Origin of the sequence: Niastella yeongjuensis, from assembly GCF_900110245.1 — a bacterium.
Classification (GTDB): domain Bacteria; phylum Bacteroidota; class Bacteroidia; order Chitinophagales; family Chitinophagaceae; genus Niastella; species Niastella yeongjuensis.
In genome coordinates, this window is record NZ_FOCZ01000001.1 from 852,010 (window position 1) to 877,964 (window position 25,955).

Below are 25,955 nucleotides of genomic sequence, written 5' to 3' on the forward strand. Positions count from 1 at the left end.
TAAACAACCAAAGAGCAAATGCCAGAAAGGCAAATGCAAATACATTAAGTAAGCGGCGACGCATACGGCGACGGGATCTCATAATACAAAGTATTGGATTTAGGGGTTAATTTTGAACGATCTAAAAACGGTGCATTAATAGAAATAGTATATAGCACACGGTAACCCTGCAAATATTTCTATTTGTTATTGGGAAAATATCGAGTGTCAATTTACCCTTTCATTTCCTGCAACTGTTTTTGCAGCGAAAACATTTCATCGCGAAGACGGGCTGCTTCCATGAAGTCAAGGTCGCGGGCCGCTTTTTCCATTTCCTTCTTTGTTTTGGTAATAGCTTTTTCCATCTGCGGAATGGTTTGATACACTACCTGCTCTTCTGCCGCGTGGGTCACCAGGTCTTCACTTGGTGCTATTGCATGTGGATTGTTAGGATCATACCCTTTGATATCCAACACCGATGTTTGTGCAAAAACCTGGTCGCGCGATTTAATTACCGTTTTGGGCGTAATACCATGTAAGGTATTATGGGCAATTTGTTTTTCGCGGCGGCGGGTTGTTTCATCAATAGTACGTTGCATACTTTCCGTCATGGTATCTGCGTAAAAGATCACCAGGCCGTCTACGTTACGGGCGGCACGGCCTGCAGTTTGGGTAAGTGACTTTTCATTACGCAGAAAACCTTCTTTGTCTGCATCCAGAATGGCTACCAGCGAAACCTCCGGCAGGTCGAGGCCCTCCCTTAACAGGTTCACCCCCACCAGTACATCGATCTCGCCCAGGCGCAATTGGCGTAAGATCTCCACCCGCTCCAGGGTATCTACTTCACTATGAATGTATTTCGACTTTATATTTATACGGTGCAGGTACTTGTCCATTTCTTCGGCCATGCGTTTGGTAAGGGTAGTCACCAGTACACGGTCGCCTTTGGTAACGCGTTTATCAATTTCATCCAGCAGGTCATCGATCTGGTTCACACTGGGGCGGATTTCAATGGGTGGATCTAACAAACCTGTGGGACGAACCACCTGTTCTACCACTACGCCACCGGTTTTCTCCAGTTCATAATCTCCAGGTGTGGCTGAAACAAAGATGGTTTGATCGAGCATGGACTCAAACTCATGAAAGTTCAATGGCCGGTTATCCAGGGCGGATGGCAGGCGGAACCCATAATCAACCAGCACCAGTTTGCGGCTTCTGTCGCCCCCATACATACCGCTTACCTGCGGAACGGTTTGGTGGCTTTCATCGATCACGCATAAAAAGTCCTTGGGGAAGTAATCGAGCAAACAGAATGGCCGGGTACCAGGATGCCGGCGGTCGAAGAAGCGGGAATAGTTTTCAACCCCATTACAATAACCCAGCTCGCGGATCATTTCCACATCATAGTTCACCCGTTCGTTAAGACGTTGGGCTTCAATGAATTTTCCAACGCTTTTAAAGTATTCTACCTGGGAGGCCGCTTCATCCTGAATTTCGGCCAGAATGGTTTGTATGATGTCTTTTGGCGCCAGGTACAGGTTGGCCGGGAAAATGGCGGCATTATCCACCACGCCAATACGCTTATTGGTCTTTATATCAATACTTTCAATGCTTTCTATTTCATCGCCAAAGAAGGTTACGCGATAGCCGAAGTCGACGTAAGGCAGGTTGATGTCAACCGTATCGCCTTGCACCCGGAAGTTACCCCGGTTAAAATCGATCGTACTGCGCATGTACAGGGAATTCACCAGTGCATGTAAAAAGCCCTGACGGCTGATTACCTGTCCCTGGTGAATTCGAATGATCCCGTTTTCAAATTCTGCAGGGTTACCAATACCATAGATACAGCTAACTGAAGCAACAACTATTATATCCCGACGGCCGCTGAGCAGTTCTGTGGTCGCCTGCAGCCGCAGTTTATCCAGTTCTTCGTTGATACTCAGGTCCTTTTCGATATAGGTATCGCTTACCGGCATGTAAGCTTCGGGCTGGTAGTAATCATAATAACTAACAAAATAGCCTACTGCGTTCTCGGGAAAGAACTGTTTGAACTCGCCGTACAACTGGGCCACCAGGGTCTTGTTGTGGGTAAGTACCAGTGTAGGTTTTTGTACCTGTTGAATAACGTTGGCAACGGTAAAGGTTTTACCGGAACCGGTTACCCCTAACAGGGTTTGAAACTGTTCACCATCGCCCAGCCCGGTTACAAGCTGACGAATGGCTTCCGGCTGATCGCCGGATGGTTGGTATGGAGCGTGTAATTTAAAAGCCATAGTATATACTCAAATTTACCGCCTTAACCCTTTCCAAAGTGTGTAATCTTTGGAAAGGGTGCGGTTTATTATAAACGAATCTGGCTTTTAAAAGTTCAGGGTGTTGGCACCCCGGGTAGGGCCGGAAGCTATATTAAACGTTAAATTTTCCGGTTCAGGTAAGAAGTATAGTCGGGGATATTAACCATGTACTCTTCACTCATAAGTGGAGAAGTGAGAATAAAGTCGGCAGTGGCGCGGTCATTGGCAACAATCACATTCCAGGCAATGGCTACCCGTAATAATGCTTTTACATCGCTGTCGTGTGGCTGTGCTTCCATGGGGTCCCAAAAAAAGATCAGCACATCCAGGTCGCCGCCGGCGATAAGGGCGCCAATTTGCTGATCGCCGCCTAAAGGCCCGCTGAGTAAGGCTTTCACCGGACGGTCGAGACTGTTCTCGAGCAATTTACCCGTTGTGCCGGTGGCAAATAATTCATGCCGGGCCAGTACGGTCTTATTAAACTCTGCCCATTCAATCAGGTCTTTCTTCTTGTTATCGTGTGCTACCAGTGCAATACGTTTACGGGCATTTAATTTTCTTACTCTAAGCATAGACTTATGTTCTAGGTTGTATTTTATAAGCGGGAACAAGGTAATTGACTTTTTGAAAAACTTTAACTGCCGCGGTTGAATTTTATTAGCGCGCTAAGCGTTTTCCACACTCAGGCACAGTAATTGTTAATAGTGAAGTTCCAGAAAGTTGACCCATTAAATTCAATGAAGAAAGGCGCTATGGTATATTTAATATGCCTGCTTGTACACGTATGTACAGCGCAGGAAGTACCGTCGGCAGTACCGATGGCCATCTCCGATTCTACAGATACTGCTGCTTATATAACTGATCTTACATTGAACGTTCGCGACAACTCGAAGGTTATTTTAAACTGGAAACAGCCTGCAGATACATCGTTTACCTTTGCTTCCATAGAAAGAAGCAGTGGTGGCCGTGAGTATGAGGTAGTGGCAGTTATAAAACAATCAGACATAAAACCCGATAATGAATGGGTAGACGATTCACCGGCGCGGGGCCGAAGTTTATACCGGGTACGCTTTTCGGGTAAGGATGGGTTTCAACAGACTTTCTCAAAATCAAAAGAGGCGTTGGTCGCAGGCGATATTTCTTTTCGCTTCTATCCTAACCCGGTAGATAATATCTTAATTGTCCGTTCTGAGGCGGTGGCCGATATTCAAATTGTTGATGCCACGGGTAAACAACGAATGGGTATCGATAACATGCAGGGGTTACAAACCCTGAATGTAACCGCGCTTGAAAAAGGCATTTATTTTCTTCGCATAAATAACCACAATACAGGTTTGCTTACCCAGGAAAAATTGATGAAGAATTAAATGAAGCGCCGCTGGGACATGCTCAACCGATACTAGCAAACGCAACCCCCATTTATTTGAAAATGTCAATAACTTTCCTGACGGCCGACAGTTTTCTTCCCGACCAATCTGTTTAGCAACACATATCAAATTGATTATCTGCTCGTTATGCGTATAAATAAAGCATGTATTTATACGTAGAAACAGCTATTAAATCTTCGAATTACCTTGGTATTTTTACTATTACCACAAAATGGTATTGCAGATATCAGATTTCAACACTATTTTTACCTCGGTTTTTCATAGGATATTGGATTTTAAAAGCGGGGTTGAATTTCTATTCAGACCCCTTTTTTATTTTATAGAACTCTCGTACTAACCTACCCGATATAAGTAGTTTTCACCATTCGTTCTTAATCCGATCTCAATCCTTCCTCATTTCCTTCCCGGCGGCAGAAAAGCAAGAGAGACATCATGATGGATGCAAAGAGGAGCCATAGCGGAAGTAATGACAGCCAAAACGATAATTCCCCAGCAATCTGACTTGATCCCTATAGATCCTTTACTGAAAGTTATTTGCAAAAAAATAGTCCCGGCCGAACCGGGACTATTTACTTACTAACCCATATAAATTCAACTAACCTGGAAACAATTTGAAAAATCAGCAAATGAAAACCGCTTAGAAATCATCTGCTAATTTTCAAATTAAGAAGCTTCACGCATTTCTTTAACCTTCTCTCTGATCTTAGTCTCAATTTCGTTTGCGAGCTCAGGATTGTCCCCTAATAATGTTTTAACTGCATCCCGTCCCTGGCCAAGCTTATCGGAGTTATAGCTGAACCAGCTTCCGCTTTTGTTTACAATACCCAGTTCCACACCCATATCGATTATTTCACCCATTTTTGAAATGCCTTCACCGAATACGATGTCAAATTCTGCGGCACGGAAAGGAGGAGCCACTTTATTTTTTACCACTTTTACTTTAACCCGGTTACCGATGGCCTCATCGCCGTCTTTAATTTGTGCGCTGCGGCGAATATCCAAACGAACCGATGCGTAGAATTTCAGGGCGTTACCACCAGTAGTGGTTTCGGGGTTACCGAACATTACGCCGATCTTTTCACGCAGCTGGTTAATAAAGATGCAAATGGTATTTGTTTTATTAATAGTAGCGGTAAGCTTACGCAGGGCCTGAGACATCAGACGGGCCTGTAAACCCATTTTGCTGTCACCCATTTCGCCTTCCAGCTCACCTTTTGGAACCAGGGCAGCCACGGAGTCAATAACCACTACATCCAGGGCGCCTGATAAAATAAGGCGGTCAGCGATCTCAAGGGCCTGCTCACCATAATCAGGTTGAGAAATAAGCAGATTATCCACATCAACACCCAGTTTTCTGGCATAAAGGCTGTCAAAAGCGTGCTCCGCATCAATAATGGCGCACATACCGCCTTTTTTCTGGGCTTCTGCGATTACGTGGATTGCAATAGTAGTTTTACCGGAAGATTCTGGTCCGTAAATCTCCACGATACGGCCTTTGGGTAAACCGCCTATCCCCAGCGCAACATCCAAACCAATGGAGCCGGTAGAAACTACCTCCATAGGTTCTGTTGACTTTTCATTCATCATCATCACACTTCCCTTACCAAAATCCTTTTCAATTTTATCTATAGTTAGCTTGAGCGCTTTTGCTTTTTCATTTTCTGCCATAATGGGTTGTTTTAATGCTTTCAAATTTACCGATTGCCAAATGTAGAGAAAATTATATTATCAACACTAATTATTTTAGTATTGACGCACTAATTATTTTGGTGGGAAGGGGTTGCAAAAAACCCTGCCAGCGCGACGTAGCAGGGTTACCCACATGAAATTTCTGAGAAAACTACTTCAGGAAAAGGCAATGGCCGAAACCCATGTGGAACAACAAAGTGACAAATATTACTAATACCAATCAATACCACTTAGTGGTACTTTTTTTAATAGGCAGGCGAATTCATATAATTATTAGTTATATGTCTTTGGCTTGTTGGTCAGCATATAGTAGAGTTGGCTTTTGCCGGTGGAAACAAAAGTGAGCCAGAGAATACCGTTTAGTAATTACCGTTAGTAAGGGTAATTGCTTTTAAGAGGAGCGTTGCAGATACACCTTCTTCATGACTGATCCTGCTATCCGCCGGTTGCACCCGTTGACAAATTATTGTCACATTCGTTGTATAGCAGAGGTTAGCACCAAAAATTACTTAAAACAAACTTAAATTACCGATTTCTACCCATTTGCAGGGCTGTTAATTGGTTTCAGCAATACCTTTGCGGCTACCGGCACAATACTTGCGTACAGGGCCAGTAAAAGAGGATGGATGGACTTGAAGTATTTGGCTAAACTTTTAAAACAACATATATATGAATTGTAAACAGGTGTTATTTACAGGACTATCTTCTGTGTTACTCTTTTCATGTGTTAGCTCAAAAAAATACAAAGGCGAAATTGCAAAATATAATGAGCTGAGCGGTAACTATACTAAACTCCAGGGCGATCTGAAAGGCTGCGAAGACGCAAAAGCTGAATATGCCCGCAATAAAACCACCCTGGAAAATGAGATAGAAAATTTGAAAAAACAAAATGAATTCCTGAAAGAAAACAATACGCAGGCATTGAAACAACTGCAGGACCTTTCAGTTATTTCTTCTTCACAGGCAGAAAGCATTAAAAAGTCACTGGAAAACATTGGTGCAAAAGACCTTTATATCCAGGATCTACAGGCTTCTATGGCGCGTAAGGATTCACTGAACATGGCATTGGTGATGAACATTAAAGGCGCTATTGGCAACCTGGCCGATGAAGACATCAATGTAAAAGTTGACAAAGGCGTAGTATACATCGATATCTCCGATAAACTGTTGTTCAACAGCGGTAGCTATGTAATTACTCCAAGAGCAACTGAAGTATTAGGCAAAGTGGCCAAGGTTTTACAGGCCCAGCCTGATATCGAATTCATGGTAGAAGGCCATACCGATAACCAGAAGTTTGCCAAAGGTGTACTGCTCGACAACTGGGACCTGAGTGTGCACCGCGCTACAGCCGTTGTTCGTATACTGCAAAATCAATATGGTTTAAATCCAGCCCATATTGCTGCTGCCGGTCGCGGAGAATATTTACCTGTGGCACCAAACGATACGCCTGCAGGCCGCGCTGCCAACCGCAGAACACGCATCGTGATCTTACCTCAGCTCGATCAGTTCTTCAAATTACTGGAGCCTAAGAAATAATTATAACAAACACTGAATAGGTAAAAGGCCCCCTCGGCTCAGTCGGGAGGGGCTTTTTCAATTTTAATACTATTCTAATGTGCAGCCGAAGAAAACCGCACATGTATCAATACGGCTATTGTTTTAAGTGATTATACCTAAAAAAGGTGGAATGATATTTAATTTTACCGGCAAGGGACAGCTATTATTTCTTCAATCCCCCTGAATGTGATAATTTGTCCGCCTTTCGATCATTTTTTTCATAGTGATTCGTTTGAATAGCGAACCCTGCCGAAAATTGCCCTGACCGGTTGTTATGAAAGACGTAAGATGGATCATGCTTGTTGCCCTTTTTATAGGGGGCTGTTTGCCTGCTTGCCTGGCAAAGGATGAACCATTGACTGCTGTTACGGCTCACCAGGGCGTGCTGGACCTTCGATCGGTGGATCTGCAGGAACAAATGGCTCCTTTAATTGGTGATTGGCAATTTTACTGGCACCGGTTATTGCAACCGGGCGATACCGTTTCTGCCGGCCCGGATTATGCACCCTACCCTTCTCTTTGGAATAAAGTAAAACTGCATGGTCAAACGCTGCCGGTAGAAGGATATGCCACCTATTCACTGACCATACTGTTACCCAAAAAACGACCGCACCTGGCCATGCTGATGACCGATGTGTATTGCTCATACCGGTTGTTTATAAACGATTCCTTATTGTCGTCGAACGGGAAACCTGATACGGCCCGGCAAACCGCCGTTCCTTTCTGGTGTACCCAAACCGTTAACCTCCCTGATACAGATACACTGCACTTGTTGTTACAGGTGGCCAATTTCTGGCACACCAAGGGCGGCCCTTACAAAAAGCTGTACATCGGCGAAAGCAGTAAACTTACCTTAAATCTACAACGCGACCGAACCTATGATGTGTTGCTGGCGGGTTGTTTGTTTATGGGCGGCTTGTTCTTTTTTGGGTTTTATGCCTTTGGCAGCCGCGATAAAGCCATTCTTTATTTCTCGCTGTTTTGTATTGTTTACAGCTACCGCATGGTGGGTACCGGCGTGTATGTGTTGCATGCGGTGTTTCCCAACCTGAGCTGGTTTGTGACCATTCGATTGGAATATTTGACGCTTACCCTTGGGGTAGCCCTGTTTTCCCGGTATTTTCAAAGTGTATATCCCAAAGATGCCAAACGGTTTATTGTGAATGCGGTGGTATACATCTGCCTGTTTTACAGCCTGGTTATTTTAGTTATGCCACCGCGGATCTTCACCAAAGGCATAATGCCGTTCCTGGGCGTGATGTTCTTTTATATAGCCTTTGCATTGTTCATTTGTATAAGGGCTGTAAAATTTAAACGGGTAGGGGCAGTATTTGCTTTAATGAGTTGTGGTGTAATGCTGCTGGTGTTTTTGATCATCAACCTGAATTACTTCCAGGTAGTGGGAACAGAAAAGTGGATCGTTTTCATTGGGTATGTGCTCTTTTTCTTTTTACAATCGCTGGTGTTATCGCACCGGTTTGCTTATACGCTCCGCAAAGCTGCCGATGAGGCCCAGCAGGGGTTAAAAACCAAAACGGAATTCCTGTCAACCATGTCGCATGAAATACGTACCCCATTAAACGTGGTCATAGGCATGGCGCACCTGTTGCTGCGGAATACGCCGCGCAGGGACCAGGAGAAGAACCTGAATGTATTATTATTCTCGGCCAATAACCTGCTTTCGATCGTAAATGATATCCTGGATTATAATAAAATAGAAGCCGGCAAGATCAATTTTGAAATGATCCCGATGGATATAGCTTCCATCGCGCAGCATATCACTGGCGGGTTGAGCAGCAAAGCAGTTGAAAAGAATATTATTTTAAACACCGTCATCGATAGTCGCATTACCCATAAAATAATCGGCGACCCTACCCGCACTTCACAGGTAATATTTAACCTGGTTCACAATGCCATCAAATTCACCGAACAGGGATCTGTACAATTATCGATACTGGCGGAGAAGATCACTGACGACAAAATAACCCTTACTATAGAAGTGACCGATACGGGAATTGGTATAGAACCCGAAAAGCAGCAATTGATCTTCGATCGCTTTACACAGGCCGATTCCTCTACCTCGCGTAGTTATGGTGGAACCGGGCTGGGACTGGCCATCACTAAACGAATACTGGAGTTACAGGACGTGGTGTTGAATTTGCGAAGTGAACCGGGAAAAGGATCGGTGTTTTATTTCTCCCAAAACTTTGCCCTGAGCAACGAACCGGTGGCTACTGGAGAAGAATATAAAAAAGACCTCGTTTCAGATAAACAACTGCAGGGCGTACACATACTGGTAGTGGAAGACAACCCCTTTAATATTATGGTGGCACAGTCGTTGCTTGAACGTAGTGGAGCTATAGTAGAAGTAGCCAACAATGGGAAAGAAGCGCTGGAAAAAATTCAACCCGGAAAATACCGACTGGTACTGATGGACCTGAACATGCCTGTTATGGATGGGTTTGAAGCTACGCGTCACTTGCGCGCCCGGGGTATTACCCTGCCGGTAATTGCCCTTACCGCCAGCCTGCCGGCTGAAGTGGAAAAAGATGTGCAAAGTGCCGGTCTTACCGATATAGTGGTAAAACCATTCAATCCCGATGAATTATTCAGGGTGCTGTTGAACCACCTGAAGTAATCTTTCCTTCACATTATTCTACCTATTTTTGTGACAAATCATTTATTATGAAATGGGCAGGACGACGCGAAAGTTCCAACGTTGAAGACCGCAGAGGGATATCCGGCGGAGGGCTGGCTGTTGGCGGCGGTATTGTTGGCGTAATTGTTATTTTGTTGAAGGTGTTTCTTGGTGGAGATACTTCCAACCTGGACCAGGTATTGCCGCAACAAGCAGGGCCTGCCAAAGAAATGAGTGCCGAAGAGCAAAAGCTGGATGACGAACGCGCCAGCTTTATAAAAGTGGTGCTGGCCGATACCGAAGACGTATGGGGCAAGCTGTTTTCAGAAGCTGGTAAAACCTATACCGATCCTACCCTGGTCCTTTTCAGAGAATCTGTGCAAAGCGCCTGTGGTATGGCCGGTGCTGCTACCGGTCCTTTTTACTGCCCCGGCGACCAAAAAGTATATATCGACCTCTCCTTTTTTGAGGATATGCAAAACCATTTACATGCCCCCGGCGATTTTGCCATGGCTTATGTGGTAGCACATGAAGTAGGGCATCATATTCAAAAACTGAATGGCACCAGCGATAAAATGAACCGCCTGCGCCAGCAATTGAGTGAAGAAGAATACAACAAATACTCCGTTAAGCTGGAATTACAGGCCGATTTCCTGGCTGGTGTATGGGCCCATCATGCACAAAAAATGAAAAACATCCTGGAAAAGAATGATATCGAGGAAGCCCTGAATGCCGCTAACGCCATTGGTGACGACCGCTTACAAAAAGAGGCGCAGGGCCGCGTGGTTCCCGAATCGTTTACCCATGGAACTTCGGCACAACGCGTGTACTGGTTTAAAAAAGGATTCGAAACCGGCGACATTAGCAAAGGCAACACCTTTAACGATCCCTCATTGAACTAACCCGCCTGGCATTATTTTTTAAGCCTGGTAAGCTATGAGACCGTTTACCATATTAATAAGCATTTGGGTACTGTCTTGTAATGGTTCCCCTGGCAATAATTTACCCACTCAGGACAGTGCTCAACCTGCCATAAAAGATACACCAACGGCGCAGGCTCCTGCGCCGGAAAAAGATACCACCAAACTGGGCGGACAGTGGTTTTTACAACCGGTGCTGCCTTCAGACACTGCTTTGGGTAAAATACCCCGCCTGGTGTTAGACCTTGCTACCAAAAAGTTTACAGGTAATACCGGTTGTAACAATATGAGCGGGCTGTTTGATTTTACCGATACTACCCTGCAGTTTAACCAGCGGCTCACTACTACCAAAATGGCTTGTGTGGGGTATAACGAGAAGGAATTTTTAGAAACCCTGATGCGCACCAACAGTTATAAATTGCAAAGCGGCATGCTTATTTTGATGTTCGATCAAACTGAATTATCAAGATGGACGCGTAAAGTAACACCAAAGCCAGTGGTGAACAAAGCCTAGGCGGCCTCCCCCTTACCCCCTCCCATAGAGGGGGAATTATTAATCTTCTTTAAGCCCGCGGGTTGTATGCGGTCGATTAAATAGGAGCTGAGGAACAACCAGGTGGAACCAATGCAATAACCTGCCAGCACATCTGTAAAATAGTGAACCCGTAAATAGATCCGGCTAAAACCAATACACAACAGCAGCGCTATTACTAATATCAGCAGGAACCATTTTAGTACCGGATGGCTTTTTTCTTCCTTCCAGATAATGATCATCAGCAAGCCATAAAAACAAACACTCATAAAAGCGTGACCGCTGGGAAAGCTCAATCCCTTGGCTGGTGCAAGTAATGGGATCAGCGGGCGATGGCGGTTAAACAATAATTTCAATCCAAACATAATGAGCACACTGCTGAGGGCAATAGCGCTCACTTTTATGGAGTATCTTCCTATTTTCTTTACCAGAAAAAAAATGCATAACAACACATTCGCGGGGATCATAAAGTAATGAGAGCCAAAAAAAGTAATGACCTCCATGATGTCGGTGGTCCTGTCACTCACCAGTGAATGGGCAAATGCAAAGGCTTTTTCATCGGCGCCGGTTTTATCGAGGTAGAAAACACGGTATGCAATGAACAAAAAACCTAAAAGACTGATTGTAAATACAAAGATCAGGATGATCAGTTCTTTTGAAAGAATGACCACTTTGTCGGCAACTTTCTTTTTCCGGGGCGACAGATTCATTTGTGACATATGCTATATAGTTAATGCCAGTTAATCAACGGCTTTACTATCCTGTAACCATTCCCTATAGTATAAAACAGCCCGTATTTCCATATATGAATAAGCATCACCCAGTTTTTCTTTCACCGGGGTTGTTGCGGCAGTTTGTAAATTCAACTCTTCTACGGTTTGAAGAATGACGGCTATTTTATTTTCAGCAACCAGTTCCTTTACATCCAGCTCACCGGTTCTTACAAAAGATGCCAGGTGTGTTTCAATGGTCGACGGGGCCAGTTGACGCAGATTGGCTATTTCAACAACGTTGTTACCCTCCTTAAACAGTTGCAGGCTTATTCGGTTCGAATCACCTTTTTGTGTTTTGGGGGTTTTCTTCTCTGCTTCTTCAACTGTTTTTATGCCTTCGGCTCTTTTCTGGTCTTCTACCATCTGCAACAGATCGGCAGCTTTTGCACCCTTTACCAGCCCTTCTGTTATTTCAACCGCCTGTTGCAGCAATTGCTTTTTTCGATAGGGCAATAAGCCAAGCTGTTGCAGGTTGGAAACATATTTTTTTGCCTTGGGTTTGGGTTTTACTTCGGTTATATGGCTGGTAATGGCGGTTTCCATTTCATCCATTGCCTGTAAAAAATAAGCACTGCCGGCCGTTACGCGTTGGTGTAAATACTGGTAGCCATCCTCCTGCGCATTGGGTAGTAACTGCTCCAGTTGCCGGATAAACTTATCTGCCATTTCCTGTTGTTTTAAAACAGCGTCCAGCAGGTTCTTTGCCCAAAGAATACAGGCGTTTTTATCAGGGATGGTGCGTTTTTCGTAATCGTCATAATGCATTTGCATGCCTTCTGCCAGCTTTAGCCAGTCAAATGTTTGAACCAGGGAGCGGGTAATGAATAACTGCTGTTCCTGCTGTAATTCCTGTGCCAGCTGGTCTTCTTCCTGTTCCAGCCGGGTAAATTCAATAACCCTTGTATCGGTATTTATGCTGGAAGGATGAATACGGGAGTAGAGTACCAGACCGGCCAGCGAGGTTAACCGGCTAAGCGCCACATATACCTGTCCCGGTGCAAAGGAAGCGCCCGCATCGATGATGGCTTTTTCAAAAGTAAGCCCCTGGCTTTTGTGAATGGTGATGGCCCAGGCCAGTCGCACCGGGTATTGTTTAAAGGAACCTACTTCTTCCTCTTCTATTTTATCTTCTTCGTTGTTGTACTGGTAACGGATAGACCGCCAGGTCTCCTTTTCCAGCAGCATATCGTGTTCATCCCCTTCAAACCGCACATATACCTCTTCACCGTTGATGCGGGAAATGGTGGCGATCTTGCCATTAAAAAATCGCCGCGATTCGCCTTTGTCGTTTTTAATGAACATGATCTGGGCGCCTTCTTTTAACTGCAGCACCAGGTCGGCCGGATAGGCCCGTTCATTAAAATCGCCGGTGATCTCCGCTTTGAACTCATTCAATTGGTTGGAAAGCTTATCCAGCTGATTCTGGTTGATGGTATCGGCCTTTGCATTGTGCGTGGTTAGGGTGATGAAGCTTTCATTTTCCGAGCTCTCGTACCCGGGCAGATAATGCTGATGCAACAGGTCAAGATCGGCGGCCGTTGCCCTGTTGTTGCGGATGTTATTTAGCACGCCAATAAACTCCTGTTCATGCTGGCGATAGATCTTTTTTAATTCCAGGTACAACGGTGGTTTTTGCTGCAGGGCCTGGGCATCGAAAAAGAAGGGGCTTTTATACTGCTGTTTCAACAGGTCCCACTCCTCATTTTTCACTACCGGTGGCAATTGAAACAGATCGCCAATGTACAACATCTGTACGCCGCCGAACGGCTCATAGTGCTTTCTTCTAACGTGTCGCAGGATGCAATCAATTTCATCCAGAATATCGGCCCGAAGCATACTTACCTCATCGATGATCAGCAGTTCCAGTTCCTGTAGCAATACCTTTTTATCGTTGGTAAGCCGTAAACCGGCAAGCAGGGTATGCGGGGTGTTAAAGGAGCTGTGACTGTTCCAGCCACCGGGCTGTGTGGGTAAGAACGAACCATGGGGCAGCTGAAAAAAGGAATGCATGGTTACGCCGCCGGCATTGATGGCCGCCACACCGGTTGGTGCTACCACCGCCAGCTTTTTGAAGGTATTTTCCCGGATGTACTTTAAAAACGTGGTTTTGCCGGTGCCGGCTTTCCCGGTAAGGAAAATATGGCGGTTTGTTTGATTCACAAACCGAACAGCCAGTTGAAATAAATGATTGGATGTGTCGGTAGAAAAAGCCATGGTCACACTCTCTTTGCGGCAAGATAAGTAATGCCTCAGATTTCTTTGATCCCAAGTTATGAATGACTTAAGTATTTACGTTCAGGTATTTGGCCGGGAGCTTACCCGCACCTCCCTGGGAGAATATCCCTACCTGGTCCCTGTTTGGTCCCTGAAGTCCCAGTGAGGTCATCGAAAAACCATAAACAGGTAATAAAATGGCCGCCACCGACCTGATGCATTAAATATTTTTACATTCAGCGAAATTTTTAGCTAAATGGTTATTGTATGGAAATTTTGATGGAAAAATGGAAATGAGGGGATAATTATATCATATTTTAAGCAATGAAATAAGAAAAGGCTGGTCTTAATGTATGATTTGCACAATAAAAAAAGGGGATATTGTAGAAATGACCTATATTAGCAGTGGCTAAATAAAAAAGCCACCTGTAGAAACAGCTGGCCTCTAACGATTGCTTGCCATATGAAAAAAGAGATAAATCTAATTTGTCTTTTTGAATACTGCATATTATCTTGCCGTATTCTTTTTTGAGCCTCTAATGATTGCTAATTCACACTAACGATTGCTTCCCATAACCATTTTGCTCATTTGCTTATTCAAAAGTAGGATGTAAAGTGGTACCTTTCAAAACATGTTGGTACCAGTTTAATTACGCCAAGAGTGTGAAAAAAATCCTAAAAGCCTTGCCAGCATTGAATTTCAGGCAAATTTCATAATTATGTCCAACCGATTTACAGATGCGTTGTTTCAATTGGTTCACTCGCTGGAGAAGTCGGAAAAAAGGCACTTTAAACTTTATATAAAAAGGAGTTCGGCTAACGAAGACTTGAAGATCATACGACTGTTCGACGCGTTGGATAAATTACCAGAGTATGATGAAAAGTTGTTGCTTAAAAAGCTACCAGATATTCAGAAGCCGCAGCTTGCCAACATAAAAACCCATTTATATAAACAGTTACTGGGCAGCCTTAGGCTGTTAAAAGCCACCGAAAACATTGATCTTCAACTTAGTGAACACCTTGACCATGCGCGGGTGCTTTACAATAAGGGATTAAAACTGCAAAGCCTTAAAATTCTTGAAAGGGCTAAGGAGATTGCACGCGCTAACCAGAAATTCAATTTTCTGGCCCAGGTAATTTCCCTCGAAAAAAAGATTGAGACCCTTCATATTACCCGCAGTTCTACCGAAAAAACAGGTCAGCTGGCTGAAGAAGCCCAGGAGATCAGCGGCCACATCGATCGCGTTACACGTTTATCGAACCTGGCCTTGCTGCTGTACCGTTGGTTCGTCCTAAACGGACATGCCCGCAACCCCGAAGATGAACAGGCCCTGAAAAAGTACCTGAAAGAATATATGCCTACCGACCAAAAAGTGGTAGACGGCTTTTACGAAAAGCTATATCTGTACCAGAGCTACAACTGGTACGCATTTATCAAGCAGGACTTTTTAATGTACTACCGCTACGGTCAAAAATGGATTGACCTGTACGAGGAGCATCCGGAAATGAAGGAAGTGGAAACGGGCCACTACATAAAAGGCATGCACAACCTGCTGAATGCCCATTTTGACCTGCGTAACTTCAAGCAATTTGAAATTACGCTGAAGCAGTTTGAGGAGTTTTCAAAAACACCAATAGCTACTCACCACGATAATTTCCGCACACATACGTTCATTTATATCAACGGCGCAAAGATCAACCAGCACCTGATGCAGGGCACTTTTAAGGAAGGCCTGGCACTGGTACCTGAAATAGAAGAAAAGCTGGAAGAATACGCGCTGTTTGTTGACCAGCACCGCATTCTGGTATTCAATTACAAAATTGCCACCCTGCATTTCGGCAATGGTGATTTTGAAAAAGCGATCGATTACCTGCAACGCATTATCAACGGGCCGCTCGACATGCGCATCGACCTGCAATGTTATTCCCGGCTGTTGCACATGCTGGCCCACTACGAAATGGGGAATTATGAGCTTATGGAATCGCTGAGCAAATCGGTTTTCCGGTTTATGGCCCGCATGAAGAACATTACAGTGATAGAAGAAGAAATGCTGAAATTCCTTCGTCACTCGTTTGGCATCAGTCCGCGCGAATTGAAACCTGAATTGGAAAAGTTCCTGAACAAGATCAAACACCTGGAAAAGAACCCTTATGAAACAAGGGCCTTTGCTTACCTGGATATTATTTCCTGGACGGAAAGCAAAGTATACCAGAAACCAATGCAGGAAATTGTATATGGAAAGTATTTACAAAGTAAACACCGGCGTTAATTATAGTTTTATATAGAATAAGCAAGACCTCCCGATCCATCGGGAGGTTTTGCTTTTTATGAGTGGCTGTGAAATAGCCGGCGAGGTTTGTATATTTATCTATAATTAAACGATGTGTATGTCGATTAAACGGTCATTGGCCATACTTGCATTCATTGGAAGCGTAACCGTAAATGCCCAGGTAACCTTAACCCTGCCCCGCAATTTGCCGGCAGCCTATGAAAAAGAAACCCGTAGCAGCAGTGGAGAGCCAGGCAGCAAATACTGGCAGAATACGGGTACATATAACATCGATATCAATTTCAATCCCCAGAGCCGGTTGCTGACCGGTAAGGTTGATGTCGATTATGTCAATAACAGTCCCAATACTTTGCAACAAATCGTTTTCAAGCTGTATCCCAATATTTATAAAAAGGGAAGCATGCGCATGATGCCAGTGAAATCGGCAGATATCACGGATGGCGTGCACATTTCATCCTTACAGGCTAATAACACTACAATCGACAGCAACCGGTTACGGATAGATGGCACTAATATGATGGTACCGGTTCCTGCACTGGCACCCGGCGGCACCATTCATTTTAGTATTCAATACGTATATACGCTCAATAAAACATCGCACATCCGTACCGGCGAAATAGAACCCGGGGCAGATTTTGTTGCTTATTTCTTCCCCCGTATTGCGGTGTACGACGATATCGATGGCTGGAATATGGAACCCTATCTGGGCCCGCAGGAGTTTTATAATGATTTCTGCACTTTCAATGCCTCCATTACAGTACCCGGAAATTATGTAGTGTGGGCTACCGGCGATCTGATCAATTGCAATGACGTGTTGAATGAAACTCATTGTCAACGGTTGCGCACAGCTGAACAGCAGGATGCCATTGTTAACATTATTGATTCTGCCGACCTGAGACAAAAAAACGTTACGCGGCCAAACGCTTTTAATACCTGGAAATTCTCCGCCGCCAATGTTACTGATTTTGCCTTTGCCGTTAGTGATCATTACCTGTGGAAATCTGCGAGTGTTGAAGTAGATCCGGCTACGAAAAGAAGAACGCGGGTAGATGCCGTTTTTAACCCGGTGCACAGAGATTATTATGAGGTAATTGATTTTAACAAAAAGACCGTGTGGGCCATGAGCCATGTGTTTCCCCATTGGCCGTTTCCTTATTCACATGAAACCATTTTCGACGGCCTCGATCAAATGGAATACCCCATGATGGTAAATGATAATCCACTGGAAAGTCGTGCTGAGACCATCGAGCTGGTTGACCACGAAGTGTTTCATACCATGTTCCCTTTTTATATGGGCATTAATGAAACAAAATACGCATGGATGGATGAAGGCTGGGCCACCATGGGCGAATGGCTCATTTCCTCGATTATCGATACAAGTTTAAAAGATGATTACGGCGTTCATGGATACGAAAGAGTAGCTGGGACTGAAACCGATGCGCCAATGAGTATCCTGTCAACCCAGATGACGAATACTACTTATTTTATAAATTCCTATCCCAAGCCTGCCCTGGGATATTTGTATGTGAAAGATATGCTGGGTGATACGCTTTTTACCAGGGCATTGCATTATTATATTCAACAGTGGCAGGGAAAACATCCCATTCCATTTGATTTTTTCAACTGCATGAACACCGGTTCGGGTAAAAATCTGAACTGGTTCTGGAAAAGGTGGTTTATCGATGGAGGTGTTCCTGATCTTTCAGTAAAAGTAAAAAAACAGGCGGGGTACAAAATTACTGTTGAGTGCAAGGGAAATAAACCTGTACCGGTCGATGTCACCTTGACATATACTGACGGTTCAACAGAAAACATTCACCGGTCGATTTCGGTGTGGGAAAAAGCGAGTTCAATTTTGTTTTCCATTCCGGAAAAGAAGGTGCTAAAATCTGTTTTGCTGGGAAGTACCTATGTTCCGGATGTTAACAGAAAGGACAATACCTGGAATAACAAGTAATAGTTTTTTTGTATGTAGCAGGGTTAATGCTTATTTAAGGATGTTAAAGTGGAAAATCAGTTTAAGTTTTTTTTAATTTTCATTCGTTTTTGCAAATAAAATTTACATCTTTGCAGACGCTTGCTGCCATTCCAAGTTTGTTATTTCCATAGTAAAACCGCTTATAATAATGTATACTCACATTTGGCTGAAATACCTGCCCATTATTAGGATTCTGATGAAGAAATCGGCTGCAGGTGATCAAGTGCTCAACCTCAATCGTCCAGATTTTGAAAAGGCCGGTGTTGCCCGCAAAGCCGGATACAAATTCACTATCGAATTTACCAATGGTAAAGTGGCGAATGTGATTAGCACCTCACAGCTGGCCCTTGACCTGGCTGCTGTTATGCTGGAAGATGCTACCATGAAACAGTTGTTCACCACTAATAACTACACTATTAGTCTGAACACTAAATTTCAGGTTAGCATTAAAAATGTGACACCTCAGCCTGAGGCATTAGCACTGGAAGAAACTACTGCGTAAGCAATTATCTTTCATTCAAGTCTTTAACCCTTACATTTTCCTATATCGGACAATGAATTAAGAAGTCCTTCTCTTAATTGAGGAGGACTTTTATTTTTTCGATACAAATAACAGGCAGAGGCATTAACTTGCATAAATGCAAGATTACTTACACGGATTGAACGCACAGCAACGTGAAGCTGTTATACATAGAGATGGACCGTTAATGATTGTGGCCGGCGCCGGCAGTGGTAAAACAAAAGTGCTTACTACCCGTATTGCACACTTAATGGCCACCGGTGTAGATGCATTTAATATTCTGGCACTCACCTTTACGAATAAGGCGGCCAAGGAAATGAAAGAGCGTATTGAAAAAGTGCTCGGTAACAATGACGCCAGAAATTTATACATTGGTACTTTTCACAGCGTGTTTGCCCGCATTTTACGGGGTGAAGCGCATAACATTGGTTATCCCAATAACTTCACCATTTACGATACCGACGATACAAAGAGCGTTATAAAAACGGTAGTGAACGAGCTGAACCTCGATGACAAACACTACAAACCTGCTGCTGTTTACAACCGCATTTCAGGCGCTAAGAACGCACTCGTTGGCCCTGCAGAATATGCCAACGATTATGCCCTGCAACAGGAAGATATGCGTGCGAACCGTCCGGCCATTGCACAGATCTATGATGCGTATGTTAAACGCTGTTTTAAAAACGGCGCCATGGACTTTGACGATCTGCTGTTGAAGTTTTACGAACTGCTGAGAAATGTACCCGAATCACTGAGCAAATACCAACGTAAGTTCAAATATATTCTGGTGGATGAGTACCAGGATACCAACCCGGCCCAGTATGAAGTAATAAAACTGCTGGGCGCCATGCATGAGAATGTGTGCGTGGTGGGTGACGATGCGCAAAGTATCTATAGCTTCCGCGGCGCCACCATTGAAAACATTCTGCAGTTCCAGAAAGATTATGAAGACGCCAAAGTGGTGAAACTGGAACAAAACTACCGCAGCTCTAAAAGCATTCTCGATGTAGCCAACGAGGTTATCAAAAACAACAAAGGACAAATTCCTAAAAACCTTTGGACAGATAAAGGCGAAGGCGAAAAGATAAAACTGGTGCGTTTGATGACCGATAATGATGAAGGCAAGTTTGTTGCCGACACCATTCAGGAACAAAAACTGCGCAACCATTATAACAACCGGGATTTTGCCATTCTTTACCGCACCAACGCACAAAGCCGGGCATTTGAAGAAAGCCTGCGCCGCATGGCTATTCCTTATACCATGTTTGGCGGCGTCAGCTTTTATTCACGCAAGGAGATCAAAGACTATGTAGCCTATCTGCGTGTTATTGTAAACCCCCGCGATGAAGAAGCATTAAAGCGTATCATCAATTACCCCGTACGCGGCATTGGCAAAACAACCATCGACAAAACGGTTTTGATGGCCAATGAACATAACATTTCTATGTGGGAAGTGTTGGAGCGGGCGAAGGAAGCCGGCTTTAGAGCAGGTACGCTGGAAGCGATCGAAAACTTTGTGGTGATGATCAAGAGCTTCGCCAGCATGCTGCAAAACAAAAATGCTTATGATGTAGCAGTACATGTTGGTAAGCAAACCAATTTTGTAAAAGAGTTATTTAACGATAAAAGTACCGAAGGCGTTCAACGTTACGAGAACGTACAGGAGTTGCTGAACAGTATAAAAGAGTGGACCGAAAGCCCTGATACCGAAGAAGGGGAAGTAACCGATAAAGGATTAGGGGCTTACCTCCAACAAATCACCCTGTTGACCGATGCCGACGAAAAAGATCCCAATGCCGATACGGTAAAACTGATGTCGATACACGCTGCAAAAGGATTGGAGTTTGGCTGTGTATTTGCCGCCGGTTTGGAAGAAATGCTGTTTCCAAATGCGATGGCCATCAATACCCGCGAAGAGCTGGAAGAAGAGCGCCGCCTGTTTTATGTGGTAATTACCAGGGCAAAAGAAAGACTCTGGATCTCTTACGCCAATACCCGGTACCGCTTTGGTAACCTGGTTCAAAATGAACCCAGCCGTTTCCTGGAAGAATTGCCTGAACAATATGTAGACAGAAGCTTCGCCGGTGGCGGCGTGCGCAACCAGATCAACAACCGCAGCGCTTACGACAGAATGAATGGCGGTGGCTGGGGCGGTGGTAATTCAGCAAAAGAGGCAGAGAAGCGTTATGGTGCTCCCCCTTCAAAAAAGGCATCTACCACACCAGGCACTCCTTCTTACTTAGCACCCAAACAACAGCCCAAACCGGTGGAGCATGTACCCTCACCTGATTTTGTGGCCAGCGATATATCTAACCTGCAGGTTGGTCAGCGGGTTGAACACCAGAAGTTTGGTTTTGGCGAAGTAATAAAAATGGAAGGCAGTGCACACAACCCCATTGCTACGGTGAAATTTGATACGAACGGGGAAAAGAAGATCATGCTGAACTATGCGCGTTTAAGAATATTGTAAAGCAGCCCTTCAAGCATTAAATAATATACTGCCTCCGGTTTCCGGGGGCAGTTTTGTTTTACGGTGTAAATACTTTCATTACCCCGTTGCGGAATAATTTACCAATGGGGATATCGGTTTTATCTGTCTCCACCAGTTCACTGGTGAAGGATTTTATTTTATTGATGGAAACGATAAACGACCGATGGGTGCGAACGAATAATTTCTTCGGCAGCATGGCTTCCACCGAGCCTATAGACTGTTTGGTAATGATAACACCCTGCAGGGTATGCACTTTAATATAATCCTTATGCGATATTTTCGTTCATCCACCCACCATCCTTTTTCAGGTACCCCTTGGGGAGAACCTTTGCTGAGCAAAAGTGCTGGCCTGAAATAGCAGTCCGGCGATCAGTGATACCATTAAATGTTTTTTCATGACTAAGTGCTTTACTGTATATGAATGTGATGAATCCTGTAAAGCTATTGCAGCAGCAGACCTGGGCAATTGTAAAGTGGCTGATATGATCCTGCGCTATGTTAGAATGCAGATAACGGTAGACAAAAAGGTTAAAAACTTATTAGAAAGCTTAGTCGACGAAGAATGGACCGGCTCGATGTAATGTAACGCTAACACCCGGCGGCAGGGTGAAAAACCGATTTTTTACGGGTTTAAGTCATTGAATGGGAGCAGTTAATAGTTGATCCGTATCAAAATAAAATTAATTTCCGATAAAGAACTTATACTTCGGCAATTAAATGCCAAAACTTTACTACCTTATATGAATGTACGAAAAACCCCCACCCTTCGGCTCTTATTATGTAACCTTAAGCGTGTCTGGCTGGATTGACGTTTTCACCTGCCATGCTTATTGCGAAATTTTAATTGACAACCTAAACCATTGTATTGACACAAAAAACCTGCATGTTTATGAATACGTGTTAATGCCCAGCTACATTACGCTTATTGCGTCTTCGAAGAAAAAACACATCTCCACTATTTTAAGGGAGTTTAAGAATGGCACTGCTAAACAGGTGTTGAAATCAATTGCAGAAAATCCGGAAGAAAAACGCAAGGAATGGATGATGCGATTGTTTCATTATTACAGCAACCGGTATCAGCAGGATGCGGAGCATCACTTCTGGCAGTTTGGTAACCATCCCGTTGTATTGGACAGCAACGAGTTGTTTACCCATCATGTTTCAACAGTAGTGAATATGCCCGTTTCGACCAGACTGGTAGATGATCCGCAGCATTATTTTTACAGCAGTGCGCATCCCCAGCAACGGGTAAAGCTGGCGCCCTGGCAATAACTTTCCGTTAAGCTCCGTACACCCGATTGCCTGCAAAGGAATACCGGCCGGTTTAAAACAGATAAATTGGCGGGGGTGTACTCTTTTTATGTCTTCTAAATACCTGCCCCATAAGGTTCGCGCGATATCGTTAAAGCAGTTATAAAAAAATCAAAATCATTAATTAAGCATTATTATTCGGTAACGGTATTAACATTGAGCCGTATTATAAACATCTTTTTGTATATTACACCTCCTTGTCTCTCTAATTTATTTAGGTCTGATTGTAAGCAACACCGCGCCCGGAGCCAAATCAACAGCATGGTTTTATTATTCGCTAATCTTATTTATTAATCATCATTGATAAATCAATGCTCCTATGATCAATAAAAACAAAAACCAGGGTCTGAATCTGCAGGATTGTTCTTACCTGACATTTAATGTAGTTGATTGGATCGATGTGTTTATAAGACCTACTTACAAACAGATCATTGTTGACGCATTAAACTATTGTGTTGAAACAAAGAAGTTCACGATATATTCCTGGGTCTTAATGACCAATCATATGCATATACTGGCGCGGGCCCAGGACGGGTCGGGCCTGGCTATGATAGAAAAGGAATTTAAAAGATATACTACTACTAAAATACTGGAAGCCATCGATATTGAACCCGATCTGCGCCGGTCGTGGATGTTACAGCGTTTTGAAAATTGTAGCCTCTCCCTAAAAAAAATTGAGAAGTTCCAGTTGTGGCAAACCTGCACCAATCCCTCTTACATCGACTTTAAGCAGGTATATAAACTGCAGGAACGGGTACTGTACATTCACGAAAATCCCATCCGGGATGGAATAGTTAGCAGTCCTGAACATTATACCTATAGTTCAGCAATTGATTATACCGGTAAGCCGGGTATGGTTAAAGTGAATGTGATAAACTTCGAGGCCCTGCGGATGTCGTTGTTAAAAAACGGTTCAGCTTAAAGCCTGCTTTAACGCTTCAACGTTTTTCTTTTCGCTGCCAACAAAGATCTGGTCATTTACAAAAACCACGGGTCTTTTCAGGAAGGTGTATTCGTCAAGGATCAGTTGTCGATAGTCGCTTTCTGTGAGGGCTTTGTCTTTTAACCCCATTTCCTTGTATTTCATGGCACGGCGGCTGAACAGCGATTCATAGCTGCCGGTTTTGCTTTTCATTTCATCGAGCTGGGCCGGGGTAATACTTTCAGTTTTAATATCCTGCATCTCGAATCCTTTTTTATCAATCCCGGTTTCTTTGATGATCGCCTGGCAGGTGGTACAGGTGCCCAGATGATAGATTTTTTTCATAAATGCTTAAAATCAATTGATAAGGATGCGAAGATAGGATGTTGCCGGCACCGCCTTTCACATTTTATTTACAGAAATATGGCGGTTGAACTGTAATTTTTTAGGTAATTCGCCGACCAATTGAGTATCTTTTCGCTAAAACCAACCCAGTTGCAGGCAAAACTTAATCAGAATGAGTTTGTGGCATTGGTGCATGAACACCGCGCTATGTTGTATAAGGTGTGCAATTTGTATTGCACCACCGAATACGATAAACAGGACCTATTCCAGGAGATCGTAATACAATTATGGGGCGCATATCCACGGTTCAGGGGGGACTCAAAATTCAGCACCTGGCTGTACCGTATTGCACTTAACACTGCCATTTCAGACCTGCGTAAACAAAAGAAGTACATCAAGAGCGTAGAACCCGAATTATTGCCTACTGAGATACAGGACATACAATACAGTAACGAAAAAGAAGAGCGGTTGCAGCAACTTTATAAAGCGATAAACCATCTTACTGAAATAGAACGGGCTATTGTAATGCTGTACCTTGAAGACAAGAGTTACGAAGAAATGGAAGACATTCTGGGGATCAATCAGAATAACCTGCGCGTGAAAATGAACCGGATCAAAGAAAAATTACGTAAACTCACAAAATCTGTAGAACATGGAGTTAGATAGCCTGAAAGATATTTGGAAAAACCTGGATGAAGAAGATCTTCAACCAGCCAGGGAAGTGCCTATTTTGTCCATGTTACAAAAGCGCTCGCAAAGCACAATTGCCCGGCTCAAGCGCAATCTAAACCGCGAGCTCATTGCTGTAGTGGTTATATATTCAATAACCATCTGGTATATTGTTACCTACCAGCAAATGTACAGCGAACTGTCTGTGTTGCTCGCATTGGTAGGTGGCGCCTTTCTGTTTTATTATTATCGCAAAAGCAAGCTGCTGAAACAAATGCAGTGTGTGGCCTGTGAAGTGCGTTCTAATTTGAAACAACAACTGGTTACCCTGGAAAAATACGTACGTTTTTATTTTGTTGCGGGTACCATACTTACGCCCCTTGCTTATTTTGCCGCCGGGGTAATAATTCTATTCAACGCACAGGATTTTAACACCGGGCTGAATGATGTGCCCCTGGAAGCCCAAACATCTGTTGCACAGGTTCCCATTGTTTCGCACATCAGCAATCATCGCTTTTTTGTTTTATTTGTCTCCATCGGCGCCGTACTTACTGTTGGAAGTTATTTTATAAATCGCTGGCTGATCAATAAAATGTATGGCCAGCATATTCAGAAGCTGAAAGAATTGCTGTACCAGATGGAAGAAGAAGGATAGCAATTCGATAAGCTTCGACCGTTAACATATAGCCCCAATCCTATTATCCGTATGCGTACCCTTTTATTGGTTTCCCTTTTTTTGGTCAGCCATGTTTTGCTGGCCTGGCAATACGACCCTGAGATAAAAAACAAGCCAAGATTTGCCAGGGAGGTTAATGACTTTGGTGATTTGCTTACCTGGGGGCAGGAAAGCGATCTGGAAGATGAACTGGATGCCTATCGTAAAAGAACCGGGAATGCGATCGTTATTATAACCCTGAAAACATTACCTCTTTCTCTTAAGGAAACATCTGTCCAGTATTATAAGAAATGGGGTATGGGCGCCTGGTATGCGAGGAATAAAATATTGTTGTTGGTAAGCCGCAGTCCTCGCCGGGTAAGAATAACATCTGGTAGAGGCTTTGATAATATTCTGGCTGACAGGGACTGCCAGCGCATCATTGATGAAAAGATAACTCCTGCTTTTAGAGCGTTTGATTATTTTACCGGATTGATAGAAGGTGTACATGATATTGAGGCTATCCTTGGTAACGAGGAGAAAGTAGTGCACGCCCCAACCCCTGTGTATGTAACGCCTAAACCCCCACCGCAGCAGACCCCCGAAAATGAAGTTGACTTAGATTCACCAGGGCTTTGGGTAATCAGGGGAATAATTGTGTTTGTTGTAATCATTTGGTTACGTCTCAGATATCTTAAAAGAAACCCACCTCCGCTTGAAACCTATTCTTCAGCGGCAAATCCGGATGCTGAAACAGAAGAAAATGTTACCTAAAAGTGCCAGGCCCCA

22 protein-coding genes are annotated in these 25,955 nt (G+C 43.9%); 15 read left to right on the plus strand and 7 right to left on the minus strand.

All coding sequences use genetic code 11. The features are described 5' to 3' along the window. Positions 1–212: 212 nt before the first annotated feature. Both uvrB and BMX95_RS03905 read right to left on the minus strand, forming a co-directional pair. The gene (gene uvrB, locus BMX95_RS03900) at positions 213–2,252 is read right to left on the minus strand and encodes an excinuclease ABC subunit UvrB (protein WP_081198736.1); all 2,040 of its coding nucleotides are present in this window, start codon (positions 2,250–2,252) and stop codon (positions 213–215) included. A gap of 140 nt (positions 2,253–2,392) precedes the next feature. Continuing rightward, on the minus strand, positions 2,393–2,845 hold the full coding sequence (locus BMX95_RS03905; RefSeq protein WP_081198735.1) for a methylglyoxal synthase: 453 nt from the start codon (positions 2,843–2,845) through the stop codon (positions 2,393–2,395). A gap of 165 nt (positions 2,846–3,010) precedes the next feature. On the opposite strand from BMX95_RS03905, the gene BMX95_RS03910 reads away from it, so the two are divergent. Then, positions 3,011–3,640 (plus strand): T9SS type A sorting domain-containing protein, encoded by a 630-nt coding sequence (locus tag BMX95_RS03910; protein ID WP_081198734.1) that lies wholly within the window; start codon positions 3,011–3,013, stop codon positions 3,638–3,640. Between the two features lie 684 nt (positions 3,641–4,324). Here BMX95_RS03910 and recA read toward each other — a convergent pair. Next, positions 4,325–5,329 carry a recombinase RecA gene (gene recA / locus BMX95_RS03915; RefSeq protein ID WP_081198733.1) on the minus strand — a complete coding sequence of 335 codons (1,005 nt, stop codon included), beginning with the start codon at positions 5,327–5,329 and terminating at the stop codon, positions 4,325–4,327. Positions 5,330–6,019: 690 nt separating this feature from the next. Here recA and BMX95_RS03920 point away from each other — a divergent pair. The 4 genes from BMX95_RS03920 to BMX95_RS03935 all read left to right on the plus strand — a co-directional run bounded on the left by BMX95_RS03920 (position 6,020) and on the right by BMX95_RS03935 (position 10,979). Continuing rightward, positions 6,020–6,886, plus strand: coding sequence for an OmpA/MotB family protein (locus tag BMX95_RS03920; protein ID WP_081198732.1), 867 nt, complete (start codon positions 6,020–6,022; stop codon positions 6,884–6,886). Between the two features lie 295 nt (positions 6,887–7,181). Further along, positions 7,182–9,545 carry a response regulator gene (locus BMX95_RS03925; RefSeq protein WP_081198731.1) on the plus strand — a complete coding sequence of 788 codons (2,364 nt, stop codon included), beginning with the start codon at positions 7,182–7,184 and terminating at the stop codon, positions 9,543–9,545. A 47-nt stretch (positions 9,546–9,592) separates the two neighbouring features. Further along, complete coding sequence (gene ypfJ, locus BMX95_RS03930; protein WP_081198730.1) at positions 9,593–10,447, plus strand: KPN_02809 family neutral zinc metallopeptidase; 855 nt, start codon at positions 9,593–9,595, stop codon at positions 10,445–10,447. Positions 10,448–10,481: 34 nt separating this feature from the next. Further along, on the plus strand, positions 10,482–10,979 hold the full coding sequence (locus BMX95_RS03935; protein ID WP_081198729.1) for an META domain-containing protein: 498 nt from the start codon (positions 10,482–10,484) through the stop codon (positions 10,977–10,979). Here the strand turns inward: BMX95_RS03935 and BMX95_RS03940 are convergent. Together BMX95_RS03940 and BMX95_RS35625 are read right to left on the minus strand one after the other, a co-directional pair. Continuing rightward, complete coding sequence (locus BMX95_RS03940) at positions 10,976–11,716, minus strand: phosphatase PAP2 family protein (RefSeq protein WP_081198728.1); 741 nt, start codon at positions 11,714–11,716, stop codon at positions 10,976–10,978. The genes BMX95_RS03935 and BMX95_RS03940 overlap by 4 nt on opposite strands. Positions 11,717–11,737: 21 nt before the next feature. Continuing rightward, positions 11,738–13,984 carry a helix-turn-helix domain-containing protein gene (locus BMX95_RS35625; RefSeq protein ID WP_081198727.1) on the minus strand — a complete coding sequence of 749 codons (2,247 nt, stop codon included), beginning with the start codon at positions 13,982–13,984 and terminating at the stop codon, positions 11,738–11,740. Between the two features lie 719 nt (positions 13,985–14,703). On the opposite strand from BMX95_RS35625, the gene BMX95_RS03950 reads away from it, so the two are divergent. From BMX95_RS03950 to BMX95_RS03965, 4 genes are all read left to right on the plus strand, one after another. Continuing rightward, positions 14,704–16,254 (plus strand): hypothetical protein, encoded by a 1,551-nt coding sequence (locus BMX95_RS03950; RefSeq protein WP_081198726.1) that lies wholly within the window; start codon positions 14,704–14,706, stop codon positions 16,252–16,254. 118 nt (positions 16,255–16,372) lie between these two features. Then, on the plus strand, positions 16,373–18,232 hold the full coding sequence (locus BMX95_RS03955) for a M1 family aminopeptidase (RefSeq protein WP_081198725.1): 1,860 nt from the start codon (positions 16,373–16,375) through the stop codon (positions 18,230–18,232). Between the two features lie 169 nt (positions 18,233–18,401). Then, positions 18,402–18,755, plus strand: a complete 354-nt coding sequence (locus tag BMX95_RS03960) for a hypothetical protein (RefSeq protein ID WP_081198724.1) — start codon at positions 18,402–18,404, stop codon at positions 18,753–18,755. Positions 18,756–18,891: 136 nt separating this feature from the next. Then, a complete protein-coding gene (locus BMX95_RS03965) occupies positions 18,892–21,243 on the plus strand; it encodes an ATP-dependent helicase (protein WP_081198723.1) in 2,352 nt (783 codons plus the stop codon). Between the two features lie 58 nt (positions 21,244–21,301). Here the strand turns inward: BMX95_RS03965 and BMX95_RS03970 are convergent, their stop codons facing one another. After that, entirely contained in the window at positions 21,302–21,541 is a 240-nt protein-coding gene (locus BMX95_RS03970; protein WP_262493570.1) for a LytR/AlgR family response regulator transcription factor, read from the minus strand. Between the two features lie 118 nt (positions 21,542–21,659). Here BMX95_RS03970 and BMX95_RS03975 point away from each other — a divergent pair, with 118 nt between their 5' ends. The 3 genes from BMX95_RS03975 to BMX95_RS03985 all read left to right on the plus strand — a co-directional run bounded on the left by BMX95_RS03975 (position 21,660) and on the right by BMX95_RS03985 (position 23,497). Further along, a complete protein-coding gene (locus BMX95_RS03975) occupies positions 21,660–21,845 on the plus strand; it encodes a hypothetical protein (protein ID WP_081198722.1) in 186 nt (61 codons plus the stop codon). 163 nt (positions 21,846–22,008) lie between these two features. Further along, the gene (locus BMX95_RS03980) at positions 22,009–22,536 is read left to right on the plus strand and encodes a hypothetical protein (protein WP_081198721.1); all 528 of its coding nucleotides are present in this window, start codon (positions 22,009–22,011) and stop codon (positions 22,534–22,536) included. A gap of 358 nt (positions 22,537–22,894) precedes the next feature. Beyond that, entirely contained in the window at positions 22,895–23,497 is a 603-nt protein-coding gene (locus tag BMX95_RS03985; protein WP_081198720.1) for a transposase, read from the plus strand. On the opposite strand, the gene BMX95_RS03990 is transcribed toward BMX95_RS03985, so the two are convergent. Further along, positions 23,489–23,842 carry an arsenate reductase family protein gene (locus BMX95_RS03990; protein WP_081198719.1) on the minus strand — a complete coding sequence of 118 codons (354 nt, stop codon included), beginning with the start codon at positions 23,840–23,842 and terminating at the stop codon, positions 23,489–23,491. The genes BMX95_RS03985 and BMX95_RS03990 overlap by 9 nt on opposite strands. 150 nt (positions 23,843–23,992) lie before the next feature. Here BMX95_RS03990 and BMX95_RS03995 point away from each other — a divergent pair, with 150 nt between their 5' ends. The 3 genes from BMX95_RS03995 to BMX95_RS04005 are packed head-to-tail and all read left to right on the plus strand — an operon-like array spanning position 23,993 to position 25,940. Continuing rightward, entirely contained in the window at positions 23,993–24,508 is a 516-nt protein-coding gene (locus BMX95_RS03995; protein ID WP_014222401.1) for an RNA polymerase sigma factor, read from the plus strand. Continuing rightward, positions 24,495–25,166: a hypothetical protein gene (locus tag BMX95_RS04000; protein WP_081198718.1), complete on the plus strand. Its 672-nt coding sequence runs from the start codon at positions 24,495–24,497 to the stop codon at positions 25,164–25,166. The genes BMX95_RS03995 and BMX95_RS04000 overlap by 14 nt, the downstream gene beginning before the upstream one ends. Positions 25,167–25,217: 51 nt before the next feature. After that, positions 25,218–25,940 carry a TPM domain-containing protein gene (locus BMX95_RS04005; RefSeq protein ID WP_081198717.1) on the plus strand — a complete coding sequence of 241 codons (723 nt, stop codon included), beginning with the start codon at positions 25,218–25,220 and terminating at the stop codon, positions 25,938–25,940. Positions 25,941–25,955: the final 15 nt, after the last annotated feature.

What these genes read in the sequence shown, in the direction of transcription:
- uvrB (WP_081198736.1), bottom strand. Translation starts at nt 2,252, where the DNA reads ATGGCTTTTAAATTACACGCTCCATACCAACCATCCGGCGATCAGCCG.
- BMX95_RS03905 (WP_081198735.1), bottom strand. Translation starts at nt 2,845, where the DNA reads ATGCTTAGAGTAAGAAAATTAAATGCCCGTAAACGTATTGCACTGGTA.
- BMX95_RS03910 (WP_081198734.1), top strand. Translation starts at nt 3,011, where the DNA reads ATGAAGAAAGGCGCTATGGTATATTTAATATGCCTGCTTGTACACGTA.
- recA (WP_081198733.1), bottom strand. Translation starts at nt 5,329, where the DNA reads ATGGCAGAAAATGAAAAAGCAAAAGCGCTCAAGCTAACTATAGATAAA.
- BMX95_RS03920 (WP_081198732.1), top strand. Translation starts at nt 6,020, where the DNA reads ATGAATTGTAAACAGGTGTTATTTACAGGACTATCTTCTGTGTTACTC.
- BMX95_RS03925 (WP_081198731.1), top strand. Translation starts at nt 7,182, where the DNA reads ATGAAAGACGTAAGATGGATCATGCTTGTTGCCCTTTTTATAGGGGGC.
- ypfJ (WP_081198730.1), top strand. Translation starts at nt 9,593, where the DNA reads ATGAAATGGGCAGGACGACGCGAAAGTTCCAACGTTGAAGACCGCAGA.
- BMX95_RS03935 (WP_081198729.1), top strand. Translation starts at nt 10,482, where the DNA reads ATGAGACCGTTTACCATATTAATAAGCATTTGGGTACTGTCTTGTAAT.
- BMX95_RS03940 (WP_081198728.1), bottom strand. Translation starts at nt 11,716, where the DNA reads ATGTCACAAATGAATCTGTCGCCCCGGAAAAAGAAAGTTGCCGACAAA.
- BMX95_RS35625 (WP_081198727.1), bottom strand. Translation starts at nt 13,984, where the DNA reads ATGGCTTTTTCTACCGACACATCCAATCATTTATTTCAACTGGCTGTT.
- BMX95_RS03950 (WP_081198726.1), top strand. Translation starts at nt 14,704, where the DNA reads ATGTCCAACCGATTTACAGATGCGTTGTTTCAATTGGTTCACTCGCTG.
- BMX95_RS03955 (WP_081198725.1), top strand. Translation starts at nt 16,373, where the DNA reads ATGTCGATTAAACGGTCATTGGCCATACTTGCATTCATTGGAAGCGTA.
- BMX95_RS03960 (WP_081198724.1), top strand. Translation starts at nt 18,402, where the DNA reads ATGTATACTCACATTTGGCTGAAATACCTGCCCATTATTAGGATTCTG.
- BMX95_RS03965 (WP_081198723.1), top strand. Translation starts at nt 18,892, where the DNA reads ATGCAAGATTACTTACACGGATTGAACGCACAGCAACGTGAAGCTGTT.
- BMX95_RS03975 (WP_081198722.1), top strand. Translation starts at nt 21,660, where the DNA reads ATGACTAAGTGCTTTACTGTATATGAATGTGATGAATCCTGTAAAGCT.
- BMX95_RS03980 (WP_081198721.1), top strand. Translation starts at nt 22,009, where the DNA reads ATGTACGAAAAACCCCCACCCTTCGGCTCTTATTATGTAACCTTAAGC.
- BMX95_RS03985 (WP_081198720.1), top strand. Translation starts at nt 22,895, where the DNA reads ATGATCAATAAAAACAAAAACCAGGGTCTGAATCTGCAGGATTGTTCT.
- BMX95_RS03990 (WP_081198719.1), bottom strand. Translation starts at nt 23,842, where the DNA reads ATGAAAAAAATCTATCATCTGGGCACCTGTACCACCTGCCAGGCGATC.
- BMX95_RS04000 (WP_081198718.1), top strand. Translation starts at nt 24,495, where the DNA reads ATGGAGTTAGATAGCCTGAAAGATATTTGGAAAAACCTGGATGAAGAA.
- BMX95_RS04005 (WP_081198717.1), top strand. Translation starts at nt 25,218, where the DNA reads ATGCGTACCCTTTTATTGGTTTCCCTTTTTTTGGTCAGCCATGTTTTG.